A 21,088-nucleotide genomic window follows, 5' to 3' on the forward strand; every position below is an offset into this window, starting at 1 on the left:
AAGACATCGGGCTGCTGGACGGGCGGGTAGTGGTCGCCGGGGAGCTGGTAGGTCGGCTCGCCGGGGCCCGGGTTGGCGCCCATCGGCTCGACGGGCTGCGGCTGCCCGTAGGGCAGCGCGTCGTTCACGATCAGGTTCTCACGCGGCACGGCGTCGCCCGCCCCGTAGACCGGTCCCGTGCGCTCCGGGGGCGGGGCGCTCCCCCGCGCGACGAGCACGTCGTTCGGGCCGTGGGCGGGAACCGGGCGGGGTTCCTCCGGCGGCGGCCCGGGGTGGGGGGCCGGCCCGGGGTGGGGAGCCGGCTCGGCGTACTGCGGGGGCTGGGCGTAGTCCTCGGGGCGGGGCCGGGCGTACTGGCCGGTGCCGGGATACTCGCCGTAGGCCTGGTGCTCGGCGTGGGCGGGGGGCTGCTCGCCCACCTCGTCGTCGTACTGCCCGCCGGCCTGGACGAAGCCCTCGTCGAGGGTGTCCACCAGGCGTCCCACATCGCTCATGGGCATGCGGAAACTGGCGGTGCACATCTCGCCCCGCCACAGGCTCAGCACCAGGGTGCCCTCGTGCCAGGTGACCCGGAGCACCCGCTCCTGGCCACGCTCGTCAAAGAACACCTCGCCGAATGACGGCAACGGGACAACTTCCGACATGGAGGACATAGTGCTTTAACCAGCCTTTATTCGTCCACTCGACCTCGGGAAACCCTACCGAACCGGTCTTTCCGTCCCCATCTTCCGTCCCGGTGACACCAAAACGGTAGATCTTCCTTGATCTTTCGAGGAGTGGTCGACCGGGTGGTCGAGCCAGTTTGCCATGTGCGGTGAACCTCGGGTTCCGGAATGCGGGTATGCGTCCGCCCGGCGACTCGCCGGAGCAGCCACGGTTGTCGGGCCGAACGGGTACGGTTGGCTGTCGTGCCGACCGACTCCATCGCCCCGTCCGAAGACGTCTCCTCCACGGTGGATATTCCCCCGGTGGAGGACCTGCTGAGCGCCGCCGTCGAGGCGGTGGGCGGGGTCGAACGCCCCGGCCAGATCACGATGGCACGGGCGGTGCAGCGGGCGATCGACACGGGCGAGCACCTGGCCGTCCAGGCCGGCACCGGCACCGGCAAGTCGCTGGCCTACCTGATCCCGTCGATCAGGCACGCGATGACCGCCGGGAACGCCGTGGTCGTCTCCACCGCCACGATCGCGCTCCAGCGTCAGCTCGTCGACCGCGACCTGCCCCGCCTGGCCCGGGCGCTCGCCCCGAAGCTGCCGCACGAGCCCACGTTCGCGATCCTCAAGGGCCGCCGCAACTACCTGTGCCGCTACAAGGCGAGCGCCGGCTGGCCCGACGAGGAGCAGGACGAGCTCTTCGACCCCCGCGAGGTCAGCGCGACCGGGCGGATGGTCCAGCGGATCCAGGAGTGGGCCGGCGAGACCGAGACGGGTGACCGCGACGAGCTCGTCCCGGGGGTCAACGAGCAGGCCTGGCGGCAGTTCTCGGTGAGTGCCAGGGAGTGCCTGGGGGCCACGCGCTGCCCCAGCGGCGCCGAGTGCTTCGCCGAGCTGGCCCGCGCCCGCGCCGGCGAGTCGGACGTCGTGGTGACCAACCACGCGCTGCTCGCGATCGACGCGATGGAGGACCTGCCGCTGCTGCCCGAGCACGAGGTGGTCGTCGTCGACGAGGCCCACGAGCTGGTCGACCGGGTCACCTCGGTGGTCAGCGCGGAGCTGTCCGAGACCATGGTGTCGATGGCCGTGCGCCGGGTCGGCAAGCTGATCGAGCAGCACTTCGCCGACCGGCTCATGGAGGCCGGGGAGGATCTCAAGGCACTGCTCGCCGCCGCCCCCGCCGGGCGCCTGGACGAGCTGCCCCAGGTGCTCGGGCTGACGCTGACGCTGGTCCGCGACTCGGCGTGGGCGTGCATCACCGCCCTCGGTCCGCGCACCGCCGACAAGGACGACCCGGAGGCGGCGGGGCTGCGCAAGGCCGCCTTCACCGCCCTGGACGAGGTCCACGACACCGCGCAGCGGATGCTCGACGCCTTCGGCCACGCCGAGGAGATCGACCGGGCCGAGGTGGTCTGGCTGGAGGCCGGCACCGACCGGCGTCCGCCGGTGCTGCGGGTGGCGCCGCTGACCGTGGCGGGCATGCTCCGCGACAAGCTCTTCGGCGACCGGACGGTCGTCCTGACCTCGGCCACGCTCGCCCTGGGCGGCGCCTTCGACGGTCTGGCCCGCCAATGGGGCCTGGGCCCGGGGGGCGGGCGCGAGAACGCCGACGGAGACGGCGGCGCGAAGGAGGGCGCGAAGGGCCGGGCCGGCTGGACCGGCATCGACGTCGGCTCCCCCTTCGACCACCCCCGCAGCGGCATCCTCTACATCGCCAAGCACCTGCCGCAGCCGGGCCGCGACGGCCTGCCCGAGGCCTACCTGGAGGAGATCACCGAGCTGATCGAGGCCGCCGGGGGGCGGACCCTCGGCCTGTTCTCCTCGATGCGGGCGGCCAGGGCCGCCACCGACGCCCTGCGCGACCGGCTGAGCGTGCCGCTGCTCTGCCAGGGCGACGACTCCACGATGCTGCTGGTCAAGCAGTTCGCCGACGACGAGCCGACCTGCCTGTTCGGAACCCTGTCGCTGTGGCAGGGCGTCGACGTGCCGGGTCCCTCACTGCGGCTGGTCATCATCGACCGCATTCCCTTCCCCCGCCCCGACGACCCGCTCAGCTCCGCCCGGCAGCGCCACATCACCGCCAAGGGGGGCAACGGCTTCATGGCGGTCGCCGCCACCCATGCCGCGCTGCTCCTGGCCCAGGGGGCGGGCCGGCTGCTGCGCAGCCAGCACGACAAGGGCGTGGTGGCGGTGCTCGACCCCCGGCTGGCGACCGCCCGCTACGCCGGGTTCCTCCGTGACTCCCTGCCGCCCTTCTGGCCCACCCACGACCCGGCCAAGGTCCGCAGCGCCCTGCGGCGCCTCACCGCCTCCTAGCGCCCGCCGGGAGCCGGCGGGCCCGCTCCCCCGATCAGGGCGACGGCGCGCCCGGCCGTGGCTCCCGGCGCGCCCGGCCAAGGCGGCGCGCCGGGCCGTGGCACCCCGCGCTCCCGGCCGAGGCGGCGACGGGCCCGGCGAGGTCACGCCGCGCCCGGGTGGCGGCTCCGGTCAGGGGACGCGGCCCGGTGGCGGCTCCGGTCAGGGGACACGGCCCGGCGGCTCCGCTCAGGAAGCACGGCCCGGCGGCTCCGGCCGGGAGAAAGGCGCGAGCTCCGGGCGCTTGGGGTCGAGGCCGTCGCCGGAGGAGCGCCCGCGCAGGCGGCGGACCACCCAGGGGCCGAGGTGCTCGCGGACCCACCGCGCGTCCTCGCGCCGCCTGACCGCAGGGGCGGCGCTCTCCCGGGGCGGCCAGGCCTTGCGCCAGTCGTCGTCGCAGTCGACGCCGAGCACCTGGCAGACCTTGGCGGCCACCATCCGGTGCCCCTCCTCGTTCATGTGCAGGCGGTCGTCGCTCCAGGCCCGCCAGTCGCGCAGGCCCTGCATCGACCACTGGTCGACCAGGCGGCAGCCGTACAGTTCGGCGATGGACCGGACGTGCATGTAGAAGATCGCGAACGTGCCGCGGGCGCGACGCATGATGGGGGTGTCGCGCGGGTCGACGCCGGTGAACAACAGAACCTCGGCACCGGTCGCGCGCAGGTCGCGCACGGCGCCCGCCAGTCTCTTGGCCATCCGGTCGGGATCGCTACCGGGCCGCAGCAGGTCGTTTCCCCCGGCGCAGAGGCTGACCAGGTCGGGGCGCATCGCGACCGCGAGCGGGACCTGCTCCTCGACGATCTGGTCGAGGAGCCTGCCCCGCACGGCGAGGTTGGCATAGCGGAAGCCGGGGTCGAGGGCGGCCAGCCGCTCGGCGACCCGGTCGGCCCACCCGCGGAAGCCCCCGTCGGTGCCGGGGTCGTTCAGCCCCTCGGTGAAGCTGTCGCCGAGGGCCGCGAAGGAACGGAAACTCACTCGGCGCTCTCCGCGATGGCCTGCAGCGCCAGCACGTACGACCGCAGGCCGAAACCGGCGATGGTGCCGGTCGCCACGGAGGCGACCACGGAGGTGTGCCGGAACTCCTCGCGGGCGGCCGGGTTGGAGATGTGCACCTCGATCAAGGGCGCGGTCCGCTGGGCGGCGGCGTCGCGCAGCGCGTAGGAGTAGTGGGTGAACGCCGCGGGGTTCAGCACGACCGGGATCCGGCCGTCGGCCGCCTCGTGCAGCCAGCCGAGCATCTCGGCCTCGTCGTCGGTCTGCCGGACGTCGACCGAGAGGCCCAGTTCCCTGCCGGTGTCCCGGCAGAGCGCGGCCAGGTCGGCGAAGGTCTGCGCGCCGTAGACGTCCGGCTCACGGGTGCCCAGCCGCGACAGGTTCGGGCCGTTGAGCACGTAGACGGGTTTCATCGGGTCACTCACCGCTCCTCGATGGCCGCGCGGGTCGCGCGGCCGACGTTCCCCGCCCGCGGCCCGGCCGGTGCCGGGCCCGCCGGGCTCATCGGGTGATCTCGTGGTAGGCCGCCTCAAGCAGCTCCTCCGCCGGGTCGACCAGCGGGGAGACCTTCGCCAGGTCGTCCAGTACGACGAAGCGGAGTTTGGCGCCGCGGCTCTTCTTGTCCAGGCGCATGTGGTCGCGGAGTTCGGGCCAGGCCTCGCGCCGGTAGGAGATGGGCAGCCCCACCGAGGTCAGGATGGACCGGGTCCGCTCCACGATGTCGGGGCCGATCCGGCCGGCCAGCCGGGACAGCTCCGCCGCGTAGACCATGCCGATGGCGACGGCCTCGCCGTGGCGCATCCGGTACTCCTCCACGCGCTCGATGGCGTGGCCCAGGGTGTGGCCGTAGTTGAGGATCTCCCGCAGGCCGCCCTCGCGCAGGTCGGCCCCGACGACGTCGGCCTTGATCTGGACCTTCCGCTCGATCAGCTCGCGGGTGTGCCGGCCCTCGGGGTGCCTGGCGCCCTCCGGGTCGTCCTCGATGAGCGAGAGGATCACCGGGTCGGCGATGAAACCACCCTTGATGACCTCGGCGAGGCCGCCGACGTAGTCCTCGCGGGGCACCGAGGCCAGCGTGGCCAGGTCGCACAGGACCCCCGCCGGGGGGTGGAAGGAGCCGACGAGGTTCTTGCCCTCGGGGGTGTTGATGCCGGTCTTGCCGCCCACCGCGGCGTCGACCATGCCGAGCAGGGTGGTCGGCACCTGCACGACCTTGACACCGCGCAGCCAGGTGGCGGCGGCGAACCCGGCCAGGTCGGTGGTGGCTCCCCCGCCGACACCGACCACGGCGTCGGAGCGGGTCATCCCGGCGCGGCCGAAGGACGACCAGAGACCGGCGGCCACCTCGACCGTCTTGGCCCGCTCGGCGTCGGGCACCGGGAGCGGCACGACCTCGTATCCGGCCGCCTCGACCGCGCCGCAGACCGGGCGTGCGATCTCCGGCAGGCTCTCCGGGTGGACCACCGCGACGGTGCGGACGCCGGGCCCGAGCAGGCCCGGCAGCTCGCCGAGCACACCGGTGCCGATCACCACGTCGTACGGGCTCTCGCCGCCGACCTTGATCCTGGAGACGGTCACGGCTGCAGGCCTCTCACGATCTCGTCGACCACCTCGTCGGGCTTACGGTCGTCGGTGGCCACGGTGTGCCGGGCCAGGCCCTCGTAGAGGGGCCGGCGGGCCTCCATCAGCTTCTTGAGCTGGCTGCGCGGGTTCAGCACGAGCAGCGGCCGCGCCGAGGCCAGGCCCACCCGCTGGACCGCCTGGGAGAGGCCGACCTCAAGGTAGACCACCTGGTGCCCGGCCAGCAGCTCGCGCGTGGCCTCGGCGAGGATCGCGCCGCCGCCGAGGGACAGCACGCCCTCGTGCTCGGCCAGCGCCAGCCGGACGGCCTCGGCCTCCAGCGCGCGGAAGGCCTCCTCGCCGTCCTCGATGAAGATGTCGCCCACGGGCTTGCCCGCGGTGCGCTCCACGTCGGCGTCGGTGTCCCGGAAGGAGACCCCGAGACGGTCGGCCAGGAGCTGGCCCACGGTCGACTTGCCCGATCCGGGAGGGCCGATCAGTACTGCTCGGGGACTCACATCGCCTCCGCTCACTTGATCACCATCGAGGAGAGGTAGCCCGACAGGTTGCGGGCGACCTCCTCGACGGAATCGCCGCCGAACTTCTCCACCGCCGCGTCGGCCAGGATGAGCGCGACCATCGCCTCGGCGACGATCGCGGCGGCCGGGACCGCGCACACGTCGGAGCGCTCGTGGTGGGCCTTGGCGGCCTCGCCGGTCAGCACATCGACGGTGGCCAGCGCCCGGGGGACGGTGGAGATCGGCTTCATGGCGGCGCTGACGCGCAGCGGCTCGCCGTTGGTCATGCCGCCCTCGATGCCACCGGCCCGGTTGGTGATCCGGCGGACGCCGTCGGGAGTGTTCTCGATCTCGTCGTGGGCGCGGGAGCCGGGACGGCGGGCCGTCTCGAAGCCGTCGCCGACGGCGACGCCCTTGATCGCCTGGATGCCCATCAGGCCGGCGGCGAGGCGGGCGTCGAGGCGGCGGTCCCAGTGGGTGTAGCTGCCCAGGCCCGGCGGCAGGCCGTAGGCGACCACCTCGACGACGCCGCCGAGGGTGTCGCCGTCCTTGTGGGCCTTGTCGATCTCGGCGACCATCGCGGCGCTGCCGGCCGGGTCGGCGCAGCGCACCGGGTCGGCGTCGATCGTCTCCAGGTCACCGGGGCCGGGGAGGATGTCCCGGTCGGCCACCGCCTCGCCGATCGAGACGACGTGGCTGACGATGTCGACGCCGAGAGCCTGCTTGAGGAAGCTGCGGGCCACCTGGCCGAGCGCGACGCGGGCGGCGGTCTCGCGGGCGCTGGCCCGGTCGAGCACCGGGCGGGCGTCGTCGAAACCGTACTTCTGCATGCCCGCGAGGTCCGCGTGCCCGGGGCGGGGGCGGGAGCGCGGCGCGTTGCGTGCCTGGCCCTCCAGCACGGCCGGGTCGACGGGGTCGGCGGCCATGACGGTCTCCCACTTGGGCCACTCCGTGTTGCCCACGCGAATGGCGACGGGGCTGCCGAGCGTGCGGCCGTGACGAACGCCGCCCACGATGGTGACGACGTCCTGCTCGAACTTCATCCTCGCCCCGCGGCCGTAGCCGAGGCGGCGACGGCGCAGCGCCTCGTCCAGCTGTGCCGTGGTCACCTCCACCCCGGCGGGGAGGCCTTCCAGAATCGCGACGAGCTCGGGGCCGTGGGACTCTCCGGCGGTCAACCAGCGCAACATGGTGACAAGTCTTCCATGTGCCGCCCACTGGAATGACCTCGGCTCACGGAGTGAGACGGGGACGGTGATCCTTACAGCGCGCCGAGGGCGGCGGCGAGGGCGCCGACGGCCATGAAGGGGCCGAAGGGAATCTCGCTCTTGCGGCCCGCGCGGCGCAGGACCACCAGCGCGGCCCCGTAGAGGCCGCCGGCCAGCAGGCCGAGGAAGGTCCCGGTGACCAGGGTGTTCCAGCCCAGCCAGCCCAGCGCGGTACCCAGGCCGCCGGCGAACTTGACGTCGCCCAGCCCCATCCCCGCCGGGTTGACCAGGAACAGCACCAGGTAGAAACCCGCCAGCGCGACGCCGCCCAGCCCCGCGCCGAGGAGGTCGCCGGGCCTGCCGTCCACCGCGGCCGACACGGCGAGGAGTGTCACGGTTCCCAGGTAGGCGGCGAGGGTGAGCCGGTCGGGCAGCCGGTGGACGGCGGCGTCCACGAAGGCCAGCGCGACGGCGACCGCCGCCAGCCACCCGAAGGCGAGCAACTCGGCGGCCCTGCCCACGGGCGTGACCCCCTCCTCCGCCGGGAGTCCGGGCCACGCCGCCCGCAGCGCGAGAGCGGCCAGCGCGAGAGCGGTGACCGCCTCCACGGCGCCGACCGGCGGCCAGGCCCGCCGGGACCGCTCTTCCCCGGCCCCTGCCTGGCCATGCCCGAGCCGTTCGCCCTCGGCCCCGGCGTGGGGACGCCGGAGCCGTTCGCCCTCGCTCCCGGCGTGGCGGGCCACCACGCCGCGCGTCCGGAGCCCGACCGCCGCGCCGGCCGCGGCGGCGGCGAGCACCGCGGCGGAGGCCAGACCCAGCCCGGTGTTCACGGCGGCACCCGGGCATCACCGCCCCGGAAGAGCCCGGGAGGCGGGGGGACGGGGCGGGCGTACTCGCTCACGGAGCGACCATAACCCGCCGGGTTCCCACGCGCCGGGGATCCGGACGATCCCCGCACACCCGGGATCCGAGCCCTCCCCCGAGATCCGAACGTCCCCGCACACCCGGAACCCCGGCCCGCCACCCTCCAGGACCCGGACACCCCGCACGCCGGGGATCCCGGAACCCCCACACACCGGGTATCCGGTGGTGAAGTGACCCGGAAGGTCATTGACGGGGCCGGGGATGATCACAGAGGCTGGAGCCATCCCTATCCCCGGAGGCCGGAGCGCGTGAACACGGACCGTTTCAGCAAACTGCCCGCGGTGATCGCGTCACTGATCCTCCTCCCCGTGCTGCTGGAAATCCTCGCGTGGTACATCGAGGGTGAGGAGTACGACGTGGCCCGCGCGGTCACCGTCGTCTCGGTGATCGCGTCGCTCGCCCTCGTCGCCACCGTGCTCGGCCGGATCCGGGCCAGGCTGCCGGTGCTGATGGTGGTCGCGCTGACCGTCACCGCGGCGGGCGAGGCCGTCCTGGGGTTCGTCGCCGCGTTCGGACCGGTGCTCTGGGGCGGCGGGGTGCCCGGCGAGGTGCACGGGCTGATCACCGCGGGGGTGAGCGCCTTCGCCGTCGCCACGGGCGGTTACCTGCTCTTCCAGTACAGGCGGGGTCTCTACCTGCCGTACCTGGACGCCGGGGCGGGCCCGCCGCCCACCGCCACCAAGCGCCGGGTGATCGGCGAGTCGGAGATCCTGATCCGCACCGTGCCAGACATCGGCCCGTCGGTGGAGAAGGCGCTCGCCAGCTGCGTCTCCATGGTGGAGCAGGACGACCTGCACTTCGTGGCCTACTACGCCGACCGGCGGTGCTGCTTCTACACCGACGTGCTCGACGACGCCGACCTGGCGCACTTCTTCCACGCCACCGACCAGGAGAGGCGCCGCGATCTCTACCTCAAGGCGGGCAGCCAGCTCAACTGGCTCACCGAGCGGCTCAACCGGCAGCTGCGGCAGATCGAGGGCGGCGGGCTCATCCGCACCGTCCTCGACGTGGAGCGCGGCGCCCTGTACTACTACTGGATCGACGAGACCCGCTACCTGATCGGCGTGACGCTGGACCAGCGCAAGGTCGACGTCGCCGACGACAAGATGGCCAAGCTCGTGGACATGATCCGCAGTCATTTCGGCCTTCCCCCGATCAACCAGCGGGAGCGTCCCCCGGCACCTCAGGGGCACCTGCGCGCCGTGCCGAGGAGTGAGCGTTGGCCCGAATCGGGCTCCTGATCGTCGTCGTCGGGCTGGGCTGGCTGGTCGCCGAGCTCGGCGACCTGCGCGGCCTGACCGATTCCAGCGCCTACGTGCTGTTCAGCAGCCTGCTGCTGGCGATCGGCCTGTACGGCAGCACGCACGGCATCGACCGGGCCGAGGCCAGGGAGCACTCCCGGCTGATCGTGCTCGCGGTCACCGTGGGGGTGCTGCTGAAGGCGGCGTTCATCGCCGGGGTCGTCTACCTCGTCTCGGGGGATCCGCGGTCGCTGATCATGGCGGTGGTGGTCGCCCAGATCGACCCGCTCTCGGTCGCCGGCGTGATGGGGGACGACCGGTTGTCGGACCGGGCCAAGACGATCCTCGGGGCGTGGTCGTCCTTCGACGACCCGGTGACGATCGTCCTGGCGGTGTACGCGGCGGCGCTGGTGCGCGATTCGGGCGAGGGCGGCCTGTCGGCCGCCTACTTCGCCGACCTCGGGCTGAACGTGCTGTTCGCGGCGGTGGTCTACCTGGTGTGGCGGCTGGTCAGGAACGCCCCGCCGGTGCTGACGTACCTGGCGGCGGCGGGCGCGGTCGTGTCGGCGGCGTGGAGTTCCCTCATGCTGGGCCTGGCGACCGCGGGGCTCTACCTGCGTCTGCCGGACGCGCGCTGGCTGGGCCGCGCGGTGAGCCTGGCGTTCGCGCTGTCGGCGTTCCTGATGGGGCTGCTGCTCGTCGGCGGGACGAACATGGCCATGGGGGTGCTGCTCGGGCTGGCCGCGTTCGCCTCGCAGATGGTCGCCGCGCTGGTGCTCACCCGCAGCCTGCCGGCGATCGACCGGATCCACCTGGGCCTGGCCCAGCAGAACGGGGTCACGGCGGTGATCCTCGCCCTGGTCTTCGAGCGGGACTTCGGCGGGTTCGTCGCCGTGATCGCCCCGGCGATCCTGACGGTCAACCTCGTCCACGCGATCGCCAACCGGACCGCCGACGCCTGGGAGGCCCGGCGGTCTGTTCCGTCCGCGCCGCGGTGACCTCGGGACCGAGCCGGTCGGCGGTGGGTCGGTCACCGGCCCGCTTCGGAGAATCATGTCCGCGCCGTGTTCCTCAGGGGCACGTCCCGGATGATCGCCCAGGTCAGTGCCAGGCCGAGCAGGAACACTCCGAGGCCGATCCCGACGGTGACCGTGAGCGACCCCGGATCGGAGAACGCGATGCGCCTGATGAACGGGAGACTCAGCTCCGTGCCCAGCGCCACCCCGCCCAGCAGGATCAGGCCGACGCCCAGGGGGACGCTGAGGATCCCGCCGCCCTGCCACCGATAGAACGCCGCCGCCATGAAGCCGCCCGCGACCAGCCACGCGAGGAACTCGATCAGGTGCTCGAGGAAGACGACCGGCACCTGCGTCGGCTCGGTGAACAGGTGGACGCGGCCGAGCCGCTGTGACAGGTCCGCCCAGCCGTACAGGACGGATTCGAGCAGGTAGCCGACCGTCATCAGGGCGGCGAGGAAGGGGGCGTAGAGGGCGGCCGTGACCGCCGCCTGCGTCCCGAACTGGCGGCGCGTCTGGCCGAGCGCGATGTACATCGGCAGGTACTCCCTGACCAGGCCCACGCCGACGAACAGCGCGAACCACCGGGGTAGCTGCGCCGCGGCCTCCCACGCGCTCTGCGTCAGGCTGCCGAAGAGCGCCACGACCGCCGCGACCAGCGCCACGACGACGCAGAAGGCCACCCACACCAGAAAGGCGAACACCAGGTTGTTGACCAGCAGCCGGGTCGGGAACCTCATCGCGCGCCCTCCGCCGTCGTCAGATGGACGAACAGGTCCTGCATGGCGACGGGCCCCAGCTCCAGCCCGGCCTCGGCGGCCCGCTTGCGCCGCTCCTCGCCGAACTCGCCGTACACCATCGCGGACGCGGTCGGGCCGAGCCGCTCGGTGGCGAGCACCGTCATCCCCTCGGTGAACGTCTCGACCCGCTCGGCCGGGCCCGTCACCGACGTCCCCCTGGACAGCAGCGCGTCGGTCTCCTCATGCACGACCAGGCGCCCTCTGTCGATGATCAGGACCTCCTCGAACAGCGGGCTCACCTCCTCGATCAGGTGGGTCGAGATGATGATCGTGCGCGGGTGCGCCATGTAGTCGGCGAGCAGCGCGTCGTAGAAGGCCCGGCGCGCCGGCACGTCCATGCCGAGGTACGTCTCGTCGAACATGGTCAGCGGTGCGCGGCTGGCCAGGCCGACGACGACGCCCATCGCCGAACGCTGGCCCCGGGACATCGACCTGACGTTCTTCTTCGGCTCGATCCGGAACGTCTCCATCAGCTCGCGGGCGTAGTCGCCGTCCCAGTCGGGGCGGAGCCATTCGGCGTACGAGAGCGCCTCCTCCGCGGTGCCGATGTCCACCGCCTCGCCCGACTCGCGAATCAGGCTGATCCTGCTGGTCACGGCCCCGTTCTCGAAGACGGGACGCCCGTCCACCCGCACGCTGCCCGCCGTCTGCCTCCGGAACGCGGCGAGGATCGAGAGCAGGCTCGTCTTGCCCGACCCGTTGCGGCCGAGCAGCCCGTAGATCTTCCCGCCCGCCAGGCCGAACGTCAGCCCGTCGAGCGCGGTGACGGTGTCGTAGCGTAATACCAGGTCCTGCACATCGATCCTCACTGTCCCTCCAGTTCCTCGATGCGATTGATCACGTCGCCGAGCGGGATCCCGATCGCCCTGGCCTCGGCCACCATCGGATCCACCACCTCGCCGAAGAAGGTCTCCTTGCGCCTGGCCCTGAGCATGTCTCTGGCGTCGGGGCTGATGAACATGCCTATCCCTCGCTTCTTGTAGAGGACGCCCTCGTCGACAAGCTGCTGGAACGCCTTCGCGGCCGTCGCCGGGTTGATCCGGTAGAAGGCGGCGTACTGGTTCGTGGACATCACCTGCTCGTCCGCCTTGAGCGTCTCGTTCAGCACGTCGGCTTTGATGCGCTCGGCGATCTGCCGATAGATCGGGCTCCTGTCGTCGAACATGGCCCCTACTCCATTGGTTCATTACTCTACTAATGAACCGTAGAAGCAAAGAGTCGAGGCCGTCAACCATCGGGGACGGGAATTGCGGATTCGGCGGGCGACGGCTCGGCCGACCGGCCCGGTGGCACCCGGGCGACGGGCCCGACCGACCGGCCGGTGACGTCCGGACGACGCGGCGTTCGCACCGCCTCGTCCCATGTGACCCGGCCACGTTTCCCGGCCGTGGCGACGATGCGCCGGGGTGCCGGCGCGCAGGCGGTGCGTGGCCTGCGCACAGCCGCCGGATGATCGGCGGCTCGCCCGGGTTCAGGTCACGCCGGGCGTGAAACTCACAGAACGGGCTCAGCCCCGGCGGTTCGCGGTTCGCGCCGCTGTCGCGGCAGTGTCCGCCCGACGGCGGCGGAAAGCGGGCGCCGACCCGGATCGGGCTCCTGGTCGCCGCCGAACCCGGCGGTCAGCCCCGGCCGCGCGACCGCCAGCCGAACCGCCGACGCCGGGGAGGCTCGGCGGCCTGTTCCACCCGCGCCACGGTGACCTCGGGGCCGAGCCGATCGACGGTGCCCGACTCGACCGCGGCGAGCGCCCGCAGGATCGTCCCCTCGATCACGAACGGGACCGGGCCGGCCACGTCGATCACCACGGCGGCGGCGTTCTCGTGCACCGCCGCCTGGCAGACCTGCAGGGTCCTGGCCTGGATGGGCCGGGCGTCGGCTCTCCAGAGCCGCAGCGGCTCGACCCCGGTGAAGGCGAGCACCGCCTCGCGCCCGTCGGCGCCGACGAGCTTCGGGAGAGCCATCTCGCTCTCCTTCTCCTGCCGGAGCCCGTGCTCGCCGACCTCCGACTCCTTCAGCAGGGCGACCACCGGGACGAGCAGCCTGGCCCCGCTCAGCGCGGCCACGACCTCGCCCGCCTGCGCCGTACCGGCGGCGAAGGCCGCGAGAGCGGACGACACGGAGGCGTCGGCGGAGCCGTCGTCGTCGGGGACCAGGGGCTGCGGAATGCTGGGCACGAACCGGGAGCCTACCCGCGGTGGGCGGCGGTGGGTCAGCCAGGTCGGCGACGGCGGCCCCGGCGGGGGCTCCCGGCCTCGTGCCCGTATCAGCCCAGGTCGGCGATGGCGGCCACCGGGCCGCCGCCGCTCGGGCCCTGGTGGACCGCGGCGACCGAGACGAACACGGCCGGGTCTCCGGTGACGCTGGCCGCGACACCGCCGACGGTGGCCTTGATCTGCCGGTGCCAGTGCACGTCGGAGTCGTCCAGCATGATGTTGCGCCGGCCCCGGACCCGGCCCGACGGATCGGCCTCGCACTTCATGAAGACGTTGACCAGCCGGTCCCCCAGATCGGACGGGTGCGGGCGCTCGGGCAGCTCGATGCCGCTGGACCGGATCGCCTCCCAGATGCCGTCGGCGTCCAGGGCGTCCTTCATGACCGAGTGGCCGATCCGGTAGCGGCCGCCGATGCCGCGGACATTGCCGACGACCACGATCTGGGCGCGGTCCAGCTCGACGCCGGAGGAACACGAGGCGACGGAGGAGTAGAGCGACAGGTCGCGGTGGATCTGGTCGGCGGCCGGCATCTCGATCTCGCCGAGCGCGACGGCGATGCCGAGCGCGGTGGTGGAGTTGGAGATGTCCATCGACGGGCCGGTGTCCTCGGTCACCACGTCCTTGCCGCGCGACTTGGCGTCGTTGATCGTGGCCAGGGTGAGCAGCGGGGTCTTGGTCTGCACGTAGTGGACGTCGGCCGGGTCGTCGATCCCGGCGATCTTCATCGCCTCACGGACCCCTGCCGCCACCTTCTCCACCATGGCCGGGCGGCCGATGTCCTCGGGGAGGATCACCTCGCTCATCGCGATGCCGACGGTCAGCCGGGGCTCGTCGCTCGGCTCGGCGTGCGCCGTGGTCGCGAAGATCGTGGCGTGCGGGCTGAGCACGCCGTCGGTGCCGCCGGACCACACCAGCGGCACGCTCTCGGGTGAGGGGTGGCCCTTCTCGGCGAGCACCTCGCGGAAGGCGCGGTCGGCCAGGATGCGGGTGTAGTCGTTCACGCCGCCGTTGCCCTCGGTCTTGCCGATCACCGCGAGCACCCGGTGCGCCTCGATCACCCCGTCGTCGATGAGCCGTGCCAGCCCGGAGGCGTCGGTCACGCTCTCGATCGGCACCTTGCGCACTTCAATCGGTTCCGGCATCGCTGCCACCTTTCCCTCGATCGTCATTACTTTCGCACCACGGTGCCGGTATCCCCGGTGAGCGCCGCTCCGATGTTCTCCAGAGAGGTGATCACCGACCGGTCGCCGCCCTGCTCGACGAAGCGCAGCGCGGCCTCGACCTTCGGGCCCATGCTGCCCCCGGCGAAGTGGCCCGCGGCGTGCAGCACGCGCAGCTCGGCGGCGGTGACGCGGCCCACGGGCCGGGGGTCGGGCGTGCCGAAACCGACCACGGCCCGGGGCACGTCGGTCGCGATGACCAGGACCGTGGCCCGCACCGCGCGGGCCAGCACCGCGGCGGCCAGGTCCTTGTCGATCACCGCTTCGACGCCGGCCAGACGCCCGGCGGCGTCGCGGGCCACCGGCACCCCGCCGCCCCCGGCGGCGACGACGGTGAACCCGGCGGCGGCGAGCGCGGTCACCGCCGGCGCGTCGAGGATCTCCAGCGGTTCCGGGGAGGCGACCACCCGGCGCCAGCCCCGGTCGAAGCGGCGCCAGGTCTGGCCGAGCTTCTCGAAGCGGCGGGCCTCGGCCTCGCTGAAGTAGCGGCCGATCGGCTTGACCGGGTTCCGGAAGGCCGGGTCGGCGGGGTCGACGAGCGTGCGGGTGACCACGACGGCGGCCCGGTCGCCGAGCGCGTTGAGGATGAGCGTGCCGATCGTGGCCTGGGTCTGCGCCCCGCACCAGTCGAGCGGGACGGGGGGCACGACGTCGGCGGCGAGCTGGTTCTTCAGGAGCAGGTTGCCGACCTGGGGGCCGTTGCCGTGGGTGAGGGTCACCCGGTGGCCCTCGGCGATGAGCGCGGTGACGTGGCGCATGGCGCCTTCGACCGCGCGGCGCTGGTCGTCCGGCGAGGCGCTCCCGTCGGGGCCGGTCATCGCGTTGCCGCCCAGCGCGATCAGCACTCGTTCACCCACAGAGCGACGCTAACGGCCCGCCCGTCCCGTCTCATGGGCACTCCCTGCCCAAGGAGCGCCCGTTCTTCGGCAGAACTCACCGGTCTCCGGCTCCGTGTCCCCGGGAAAGTTGTCGCGCCGGTGCAATTTCCGGCGGGAAGCGGCGCGGGAAGGGCATAGATCCGGCGCGGGCGGCGGGACAGGCTGGGGTGCGGTGCCCGCCGCGAGGAGCGGGCGCCCCTTCGCGAGGAGAGCCCGCCCCGAGGGGATTTCCGCGGGGGGAGCCCGTCCCGAGGAGAGGTCGCGTGGGTCAGCTCCGTCTCGGCCACATCGTCGTGATCGTCGTGTGCCTCGTGGCCGGGCTGGCGGTGCTCTCCGTGGCGGCCGGCACGCTCGTCGGCGGAGGGCCCGCCCCGGTGCCGACGCCGACGCCGACGGTGGACATGGTCGCGCAGGCCAGGCGGGTGGCCGCGGAGGGGCTGCCGAAGGCCAACGACTTCGGGTGCCGGCCGCGGGAGAGCACGCCGTACCCGGTGGTGCTCGTGCACGGGGCCAGGAGCAACGGGGCGGCGACCTGGCCGGTCGCGGTGCCGTACCTGGACAAGCAGGGGTACTGCGTCTTCGCGCTCGACTACGGGTGGAGCAACTCGATCAAGGAGTCGGCCCGGACGCTCGGGACGTTCGTGGACGGGGTGCTCCAGGCGACCGGGGCCGAGAAGGTGGCGATCGTCGGGCACAGCCTGGGCGGGATCGTGCCCCGGGCGTACATGCGCCTGGAGGGCGGGGCGGGCAAGGTCGCGGAGTTGATCACGCTGGGGGCGCCGCACCACGACCTGACCGGGGAACTCGCCGAGAGCTGCGGCGGGGAGACGGTCTGCGGGGAACTCCGCCCGGGGTCGCCGCTGATGAGGGAGCTGAACGAGCCGTCGATGGTCGAGCCGGGGGTCAGCTACACCGCCCTGGGGCTCAGAGCCGAGCAGGAGATCGCCTCGACCTTCGTCGAGGGGCCCCGCAAGCAGGTCACCAACCGGATGCTCCAGGACGACTGCCCGTTCAAGGGCCTCGTCGAGGGTGCCGTCGGGCACAACCTGGAGACGCTCGACCCGGTGATGCTCTCCTACGTCAACAAGGCGCTGGAAGCCCCCGGGCCGATGCCCGGGGACTACCGCCCGGACTGCTTCGCGCTCATCATCTGAGCGCCGGCCGTGCGGGTGATCACCCGGCGAGCTCCGCGAGCCCCGCCGGTGACTGCCCGGTGAGCGCGCCGGCGACCTCGGCGACCACCTCGGCGCGGTGCGGCTGCAGGTAGAAGTGGCCGCCCCGGTAGACCGTCAGGGAGAAGTCCGCGGTCGTGCGGGCCTCCCATGAGGCGGCCTGGGCCGGGGTGACCACCGGGTCGGCGTCACCGACGAGGGCGGAGATCGGGACGGGCAGCGCGGGCCCCGGCCGGTGCCGGTACCTTTCGAGCAGCCGGAAGTCCCCGCGGACGTACGGGAGGACGACCTCGCGCATCGCCCGGTGGGCGAGGATCTCCGCTTCGGTGCCGCCGAGGCGGGTCAGCTCGGCCACGAAGCGGTCGTCGTCGAGCGTCGAGACGGCGCGTCGCTCCCGGGGTTCGTGCGGGGCCGCGCACCCGGACGCGAACAGCCGCGCCGGGCCGGTCCCGCGCGCCTGCAGCACGCGCGCGACCTCGTAGGCGACCATCGCGCCCATGCTGTGCCCGAACAGCGCGACAGGCCGGTCCAGCAGCGGGAGCATCGCCTCGGCCACCGAGGCGGCCAGCACGTCCATGTCGTCGACCAGCGGCTCGGTGAACCGGTCGGCCCGGCCGGGAAGCTGCACCGCGTGCAACTCCACCGACGCGGGCAGCAGCGCGGGCCACTCGCGGTAGGCCGTGGCCGAGCCGCCCGCGTGCGCGAAGCAGACCAGCCGGACGGCGGCCCCCGGGCGGGGGCCGGGGCAGCGCAGCCAGGTCACGCGGCCGCTCCGGTGACGCGGGCGCTCATCGGCCCATGGCCCTGATCAGGCTGTTGGGGCGCATGTCGGTCCAGTTGGCCTCGATGAAGTCGAGGCATGCCTGCCGGGTGTCCTCGCCGAAGGCGACGGTCCAGCCGGCCGGGACCTCCGCCCAGGAAGGCCAGAGGGAATACTGGCCCTCGTCGTTGACCAACGCCAGGTAGACGCCGTCGGGGTCCTCGAACGGGTTGCTCATCGGGGTTCCTCTCTGCGCAGCGCGGCGCCGAGCAGCGCGGCGATCTCCGTGATCGGTCCGGGGTCCAGCATGCTCGCGTGATCGCAGGCGAGCCGGTGGTCGTCGATGACGCCGGCGACGTGGGGCTTCCAGTCGGCGGCCGTGGGACTGCCCTCCTCCCTGCCGTGGGCGGCGGTCACGAAGAGCACGTCCCCGTCGAAGCGCCGCGGCGCGTACTCCTCAGAGATCTTCACACCGTTGCGGTAGTTCCGGTAGACCGCCAGCAGGGTCTCCTCGTCCAGGGTGGCGTACGGGCCACCCCGGCGGCGCAGGAACTCCACGACGTCGCCCACCTCGCCGGGCCCTTCGTAGCCGACGGCCGAGAGCAGTTCGAGCAGCACGTCGCGCTCGTCGGGATCGATCTCCTGGCCGGGGTAGGCGTCGAGCAGCGCCAGCAGCGCCACCTCCTCACCGCTCTCGCGCAGCGCGACGGCCATCGCGTGGGCGATCAGGCCGCCCATGGACCAGCCGGCCAGCCGGTACGGGCCGCGCGGCTGGATCTCCCGCACCCGCTCCAGGTAGTCCAGGGCCATGGCCTCGATCGACGGGGCCGTGTAGTCCGGTTCGGACAGCACCCGGGCCTGCAGGGCGTACAGCGGCTGGTCGGGGCCGAGGTGGCGGAGCAGACCGGCGTACGGCCAGCCGAGGCCGGCGCCGGGGTGCACGCAGAACAGCGGGGGCCGGGAGCCCGAGACGCGCAGCGGGAGCAGCACCTGGAGGCCGCCCGCGCCGAGGTCGGGCCCGGAGTCCCCGCCGTCCGGCCCGGCGGCCAGCGCCTCGGCCGTCTGGCGGGCGAACACCTCGCGCGGGCTGATCGACAGTCCCTCCCGCTCGGCCAGTGAGACCAGCCGGATCACGCCGAGGCTGTCGCCGCCGAGGTCGAAGAAGCCGTCGTCGGCGCCGACCCGCTCCAGGCCGAGGACCTGGGCGAACAGGCGGCAGAGCAGTTCCTCGGCGGGCGTGCGGGGGCCCCGCCCCGAGAGCGGCCGGTCCGGCTCGGGCAGGGCGGCGCGGTCCACCTTCCCGTTCGGGGTGAGCGGCAGCGCCTCCAGGGGGACGACCGCGGACGGCACCATGTACTCGGGGAGGGTCCGCGCGGCGAACCGGCGCAGTTCCTCGGGCGGGGCGGTACCGACCACGTAGGCGACGATCCTGCGGTCGCGGACGGTCACGGTCACCCGGGCGACGCCGGGGTGCGCGGCGAGGGCGGCCTCGATCTCCCCCGGTTCGATCCGGAACCCGCGGATCTTGACCTGAAGGTCCGCGCGGGCCAGGTACTCCAGTTCGCCGTCCGCCGACCACCTGACGACATCGCCGGTCCGGTACATCCGCTCCCCCGCTCCCCCGAACGGGCAGGCGACGAACCGCTCCGCGGTCAGCCCGGGACGGCCGAGGTAACCGCGGGCCAGGCCGGCGCCGGCCAGGTACAGCTCGCCGGGCACGCCCGGCGGGACCGGCCGCAGGAACCCGTCCAGCACGTAGGCGCGCATGCCGTCCATGGCCCGGCCGATGGGCGGCGCGGCCGGGCCGACCTCGCGGACCCGCTGGTGGGTGGCGTAGGTCGTCGTCTCGGTGGGCCCGTAGACGTGCCCGAGCAGGGTGTCCGGGCAGGCCTCGCGGACCCGGCGCATCGCCGCGGCGGAGGCGGCCTCGCCCCCGGTGAGGACCTCCTCCAGCGCCGCGAACGTCTCCGGCGCCTCCTCGGCGACCAGGTTGAACAGGGCCGTGGTGATGAACAGCGCGGTCAGGCGGTGCCGGACGACGAGATCGGCGAGGGCCGCGGGGCCGAGATCGCCCCGCGGCGCGACGACGACCGTCCCGCCGGTGAGCAGCGGCACCCAGATCTCGTAGGTGGAGGCGTCGAAGGCGTGCGGCGAGTGCATCAGCACCCGCCGGTGACCGCGCCGCCACCGGTGGTCCGCGGCCAGGGCCAGCACGTCGCGGTGGCGTACGGCGACGCCCTTGGGAGTCCCGGTCGAGCCCGAGGTGTAGATCACGTACGCGAGGTTGCCGGGGTGGACCGCCACGCGCGGGTCGTACTCCGGTGCGAACGCCGCGTCGCCCTCGGGGATCGGGTCGTCCTGCGCGGGCGACGGGTGCCCGGAGGGGCCTGCCGGGGGGCGTCCCCGGACGGGAACCACCGCGGCGGTGTGCCCGAAGGCGGGAACGCGGTCGGTGACCAGGACGGGGGCGCCGGTGTCGGCCAGCACCCAGCTCATCCGCTCGGGCGGGTAGCCGTGGTGGATCGGGACGTAGGCGCCACCCGCCTTGGCGATCGCCAGGGTCGCCACGACCACGTCGGCCGAGCGTTCGAGGAGCACCGCGACCGGGGTCTCCGGGCCGACGCCGAGCCCGATCAGGCGGTGTGCCAGGCGGTTGGCCCGGCCGTTCAGCTCGGCGTAGGTGAGCGACCCGTCGGCGCCGACGACGGCTTCGGCGTCCGGTGTCCGCTCCACCTGCTCGGCGAAGGCGCTCACGATCGTCACGCCGGGCGCGAGACGGGGCGCCGGGGAGTCGTTCCATCCGTGCAGGACCCTCGTGCGCTCATCCGCGGAGAGCGGGTCCAGCCGGGCGAGCGGCAGGCCGGGGTCGGCGGCGACGGCCTTGAGCAGGCGGGTGAGCCGGTTGAGGAGCCGGAGGGCGTCGGGGCGCGGGACGACGTCGGGGCGGTGATCGAGGCGCAGGGAGAGCCGCCGCCCCGGAACGGCGGCCAGGGCGAGCGGGTAGTGGGTGGCGTCGGTGCCCGTGACCCCGGCGAGCCTCGGGCCCGCCCCGGCGCCGGTGCCGCCGGCCCCGGCCGCGTCCGGCGCGGCGGCGTCGAGGGGGTAGTTCTCCAGGACTGTCATGGTGTCGAAGAGCTGCCCCAGCCCGAGCGGGCGCTGGACGTCGGACAGCCCGAGGTGGTGGTGGGGCAGCAGTTCCGCCTGCTCGTCCTGGATCCTGCGCAGCAGGTCCCCGACCGTCTCGGCGGGGCGGAGCCGCACCCGGACCGGCAGGGTGTTGATGAACAGGCCGATCATGCGCTCGACGCCGGGCAGCTCGGGCGGGCGGCCGGAGACGGTGCCGCCGAAGACGACGTCGTCCCGGCCGGTCAGCTGGGCGAGGAGCAGGGCCCACGCGCCCTGGACCGCCGTGTTGAGGGTGAGCGAGCGGGCGCGCAGGACGGCGGTCAGACGGGAGGTCAGGTCCTCGCTGAGGTGGGCCCGCACCCGCCCCGGGTTCACCGGCGGACGGCCCGCGAGGTCCGGGGCGACGAGTGTCGGTTCGGTGACGCCGTCCAACGCGCGCTCCCACGCCCGC

General features: G+C 73.4%; 19 protein-coding genes and 1 pseudogene. 4 read left to right on the forward strand and 16 right to left on the reverse strand.

Features of this window, described 5'->3' with window-relative positions:
- A pseudogene (locus ABD841_RS29540) lies at positions 1–644 on the reverse strand (hypothetical protein); the annotation flags it as partial.
- 264 nt (positions 645–908) lie between these two features.
- On the opposite strand from ABD841_RS29540, the gene ABD841_RS29545 reads away from it, so the two are divergent.
- On the forward strand, positions 909–2,969 hold the full coding sequence (locus ABD841_RS29545; RefSeq protein ID WP_344978636.1) for an ATP-dependent DNA helicase: 2,061 nt from the start codon (positions 909–911) through the stop codon (positions 2,967–2,969).
- Between the two features lie 228 nt (positions 2,970–3,197).
- Here the strand turns inward: ABD841_RS29545 and ABD841_RS29550 are convergent, their stop codons facing one another.
- The 6 genes from ABD841_RS29550 to ABD841_RS29575 all read right to left on the reverse strand — a co-directional run bounded on the left by ABD841_RS29550 (position 3,198) and on the right by ABD841_RS29575 (position 8,117).
- On the reverse strand, positions 3,198–3,983 hold the full coding sequence (locus ABD841_RS29550; RefSeq protein ID WP_344978638.1) for an SGNH/GDSL hydrolase family protein: 786 nt from the start codon (positions 3,981–3,983) through the stop codon (positions 3,198–3,200).
- The gene (aroQ, locus tag ABD841_RS29555; protein WP_344978670.1) at positions 3,980–4,414 is read right to left on the reverse strand and encodes a type II 3-dehydroquinate dehydratase; all 435 of its coding nucleotides are present in this window, start codon (positions 4,412–4,414) and stop codon (positions 3,980–3,982) included. Before aroQ ends, ABD841_RS29550 begins: the two co-directional genes overlap by 4 nt.
- Before the next feature lie 88 nt (positions 4,415–4,502).
- The gene (gene aroB / locus ABD841_RS29560; RefSeq protein ID WP_344978640.1) at positions 4,503–5,579 is read right to left on the reverse strand and encodes a 3-dehydroquinate synthase; all 1,077 of its coding nucleotides are present in this window, start codon (positions 5,577–5,579) and stop codon (positions 4,503–4,505) included.
- Complete coding sequence (locus ABD841_RS29565; RefSeq protein WP_344978642.1) at positions 5,576–6,079, reverse strand: shikimate kinase; 504 nt, start codon at positions 6,077–6,079, stop codon at positions 5,576–5,578. The genes aroB and ABD841_RS29565 overlap by 4 nt, the downstream gene beginning before the upstream one ends.
- Before the next feature lie 11 nt (positions 6,080–6,090).
- A complete protein-coding gene (gene aroC, locus ABD841_RS29570; protein ID WP_344978644.1) occupies positions 6,091–7,269 on the reverse strand; it encodes a chorismate synthase in 1,179 nt (392 codons plus the stop codon).
- 71 nt (positions 7,270–7,340) lie between these two features.
- Positions 7,341–8,117: a prepilin peptidase gene (locus tag ABD841_RS29575; protein ID WP_344978646.1), complete on the reverse strand. Its 777-nt coding sequence runs from the start codon at positions 8,115–8,117 to the stop codon at positions 7,341–7,343.
- A gap of 342 nt (positions 8,118–8,459) precedes the next feature.
- Here ABD841_RS29575 and ABD841_RS29580 point away from each other — a divergent pair, with 342 nt between their 5' ends.
- Positions 8,460–9,452 (forward strand): hypothetical protein, encoded by a 993-nt coding sequence (locus tag ABD841_RS29580; protein WP_344978648.1) that lies wholly within the window; start codon positions 8,460–8,462, stop codon positions 9,450–9,452.
- The gene (locus ABD841_RS29585; RefSeq protein WP_344978650.1) at positions 9,431–10,450 is read left to right on the forward strand and encodes a cation:proton antiporter; all 1,020 of its coding nucleotides are present in this window, start codon (positions 9,431–9,433) and stop codon (positions 10,448–10,450) included. The genes ABD841_RS29580 and ABD841_RS29585 overlap by 22 nt, the downstream gene beginning before the upstream one ends.
- Positions 10,451–10,503: 53 nt before the next feature.
- On the opposite strand, the gene ABD841_RS29590 is transcribed toward ABD841_RS29585, so the two are convergent.
- The 6 genes from ABD841_RS29590 to ABD841_RS29615 form a co-directional block, all read right to left on the reverse strand.
- The gene (locus ABD841_RS29590; protein ID WP_344978652.1) at positions 10,504–11,208 is read right to left on the reverse strand and encodes a hypothetical protein; all 705 of its coding nucleotides are present in this window, start codon (positions 11,206–11,208) and stop codon (positions 10,504–10,506) included.
- Entirely contained in the window at positions 11,205–12,077 is an 873-nt protein-coding gene (locus tag ABD841_RS29595; protein WP_344978654.1) for an ATP-binding cassette domain-containing protein, read from the reverse strand. Before ABD841_RS29595 ends, ABD841_RS29590 begins: the two co-directional genes overlap by 4 nt.
- Positions 12,074–12,433 carry a GntR family transcriptional regulator gene (locus tag ABD841_RS29600; protein WP_344978656.1) on the reverse strand — a complete coding sequence of 120 codons (360 nt, stop codon included), beginning with the start codon at positions 12,431–12,433 and terminating at the stop codon, positions 12,074–12,076. Before ABD841_RS29600 ends, ABD841_RS29595 begins: the two co-directional genes overlap by 4 nt.
- Positions 12,434–12,887: 454 nt before the next feature.
- Positions 12,888–13,442, reverse strand: coding sequence for an SseB family protein (locus ABD841_RS29605; RefSeq protein WP_344978657.1), 555 nt, complete (start codon positions 13,440–13,442; stop codon positions 12,888–12,890).
- A gap of 89 nt (positions 13,443–13,531) precedes the next feature.
- On the reverse strand, positions 13,532–14,623 hold the full coding sequence (gene bar / locus ABD841_RS29610) for a barbiturase (protein WP_344978659.1): 1,092 nt from the start codon (positions 14,621–14,623) through the stop codon (positions 13,532–13,534).
- Between the two features lie 26 nt (positions 14,624–14,649).
- On the reverse strand, positions 14,650–15,558 hold the full coding sequence (locus ABD841_RS29615; protein ID WP_344978661.1) for a carbamate kinase: 909 nt from the start codon (positions 15,556–15,558) through the stop codon (positions 14,650–14,652).
- Between the two features lie 284 nt (positions 15,559–15,842).
- Here ABD841_RS29615 and ABD841_RS29620 point away from each other — a divergent pair, with 284 nt between their 5' ends.
- On the forward strand, positions 15,843–16,733 hold the full coding sequence (locus tag ABD841_RS29620) for an esterase/lipase family protein (RefSeq protein ID WP_344978662.1): 891 nt from the start codon (positions 15,843–15,845) through the stop codon (positions 16,731–16,733).
- A gap of 19 nt (positions 16,734–16,752) precedes the next feature.
- On the opposite strand, the gene ABD841_RS29625 is transcribed toward ABD841_RS29620, so the two are convergent.
- The 3 genes from ABD841_RS29625 to ABD841_RS29635 all read right to left on the reverse strand — a co-directional run.
- Positions 16,753–17,514, reverse strand: coding sequence for a thioesterase II family protein (locus ABD841_RS29625; RefSeq protein ID WP_344978664.1), 762 nt, complete (start codon positions 17,512–17,514; stop codon positions 16,753–16,755).
- A gap of 25 nt (positions 17,515–17,539) precedes the next feature.
- The gene (locus ABD841_RS29630) at positions 17,540–17,749 is read right to left on the reverse strand and encodes an MbtH family protein (protein ID WP_344978666.1); all 210 of its coding nucleotides are present in this window, start codon (positions 17,747–17,749) and stop codon (positions 17,540–17,542) included.
- On the reverse strand, positions 17,746–21,088 hold a 3,343-nt coding region (locus ABD841_RS29635; protein WP_344978668.1), incomplete at its 5' end, for a non-ribosomal peptide synthetase. The genes ABD841_RS29630 and ABD841_RS29635, both read right to left, overlap by 4 nt.

Origin of the sequence: Streptosporangium fragile, assembly GCF_039534445.1 — a bacterium.
GTDB lineage: Bacteria > Actinomycetota > Actinomycetes > Streptosporangiales > Streptosporangiaceae > Streptosporangium > Streptosporangium fragile.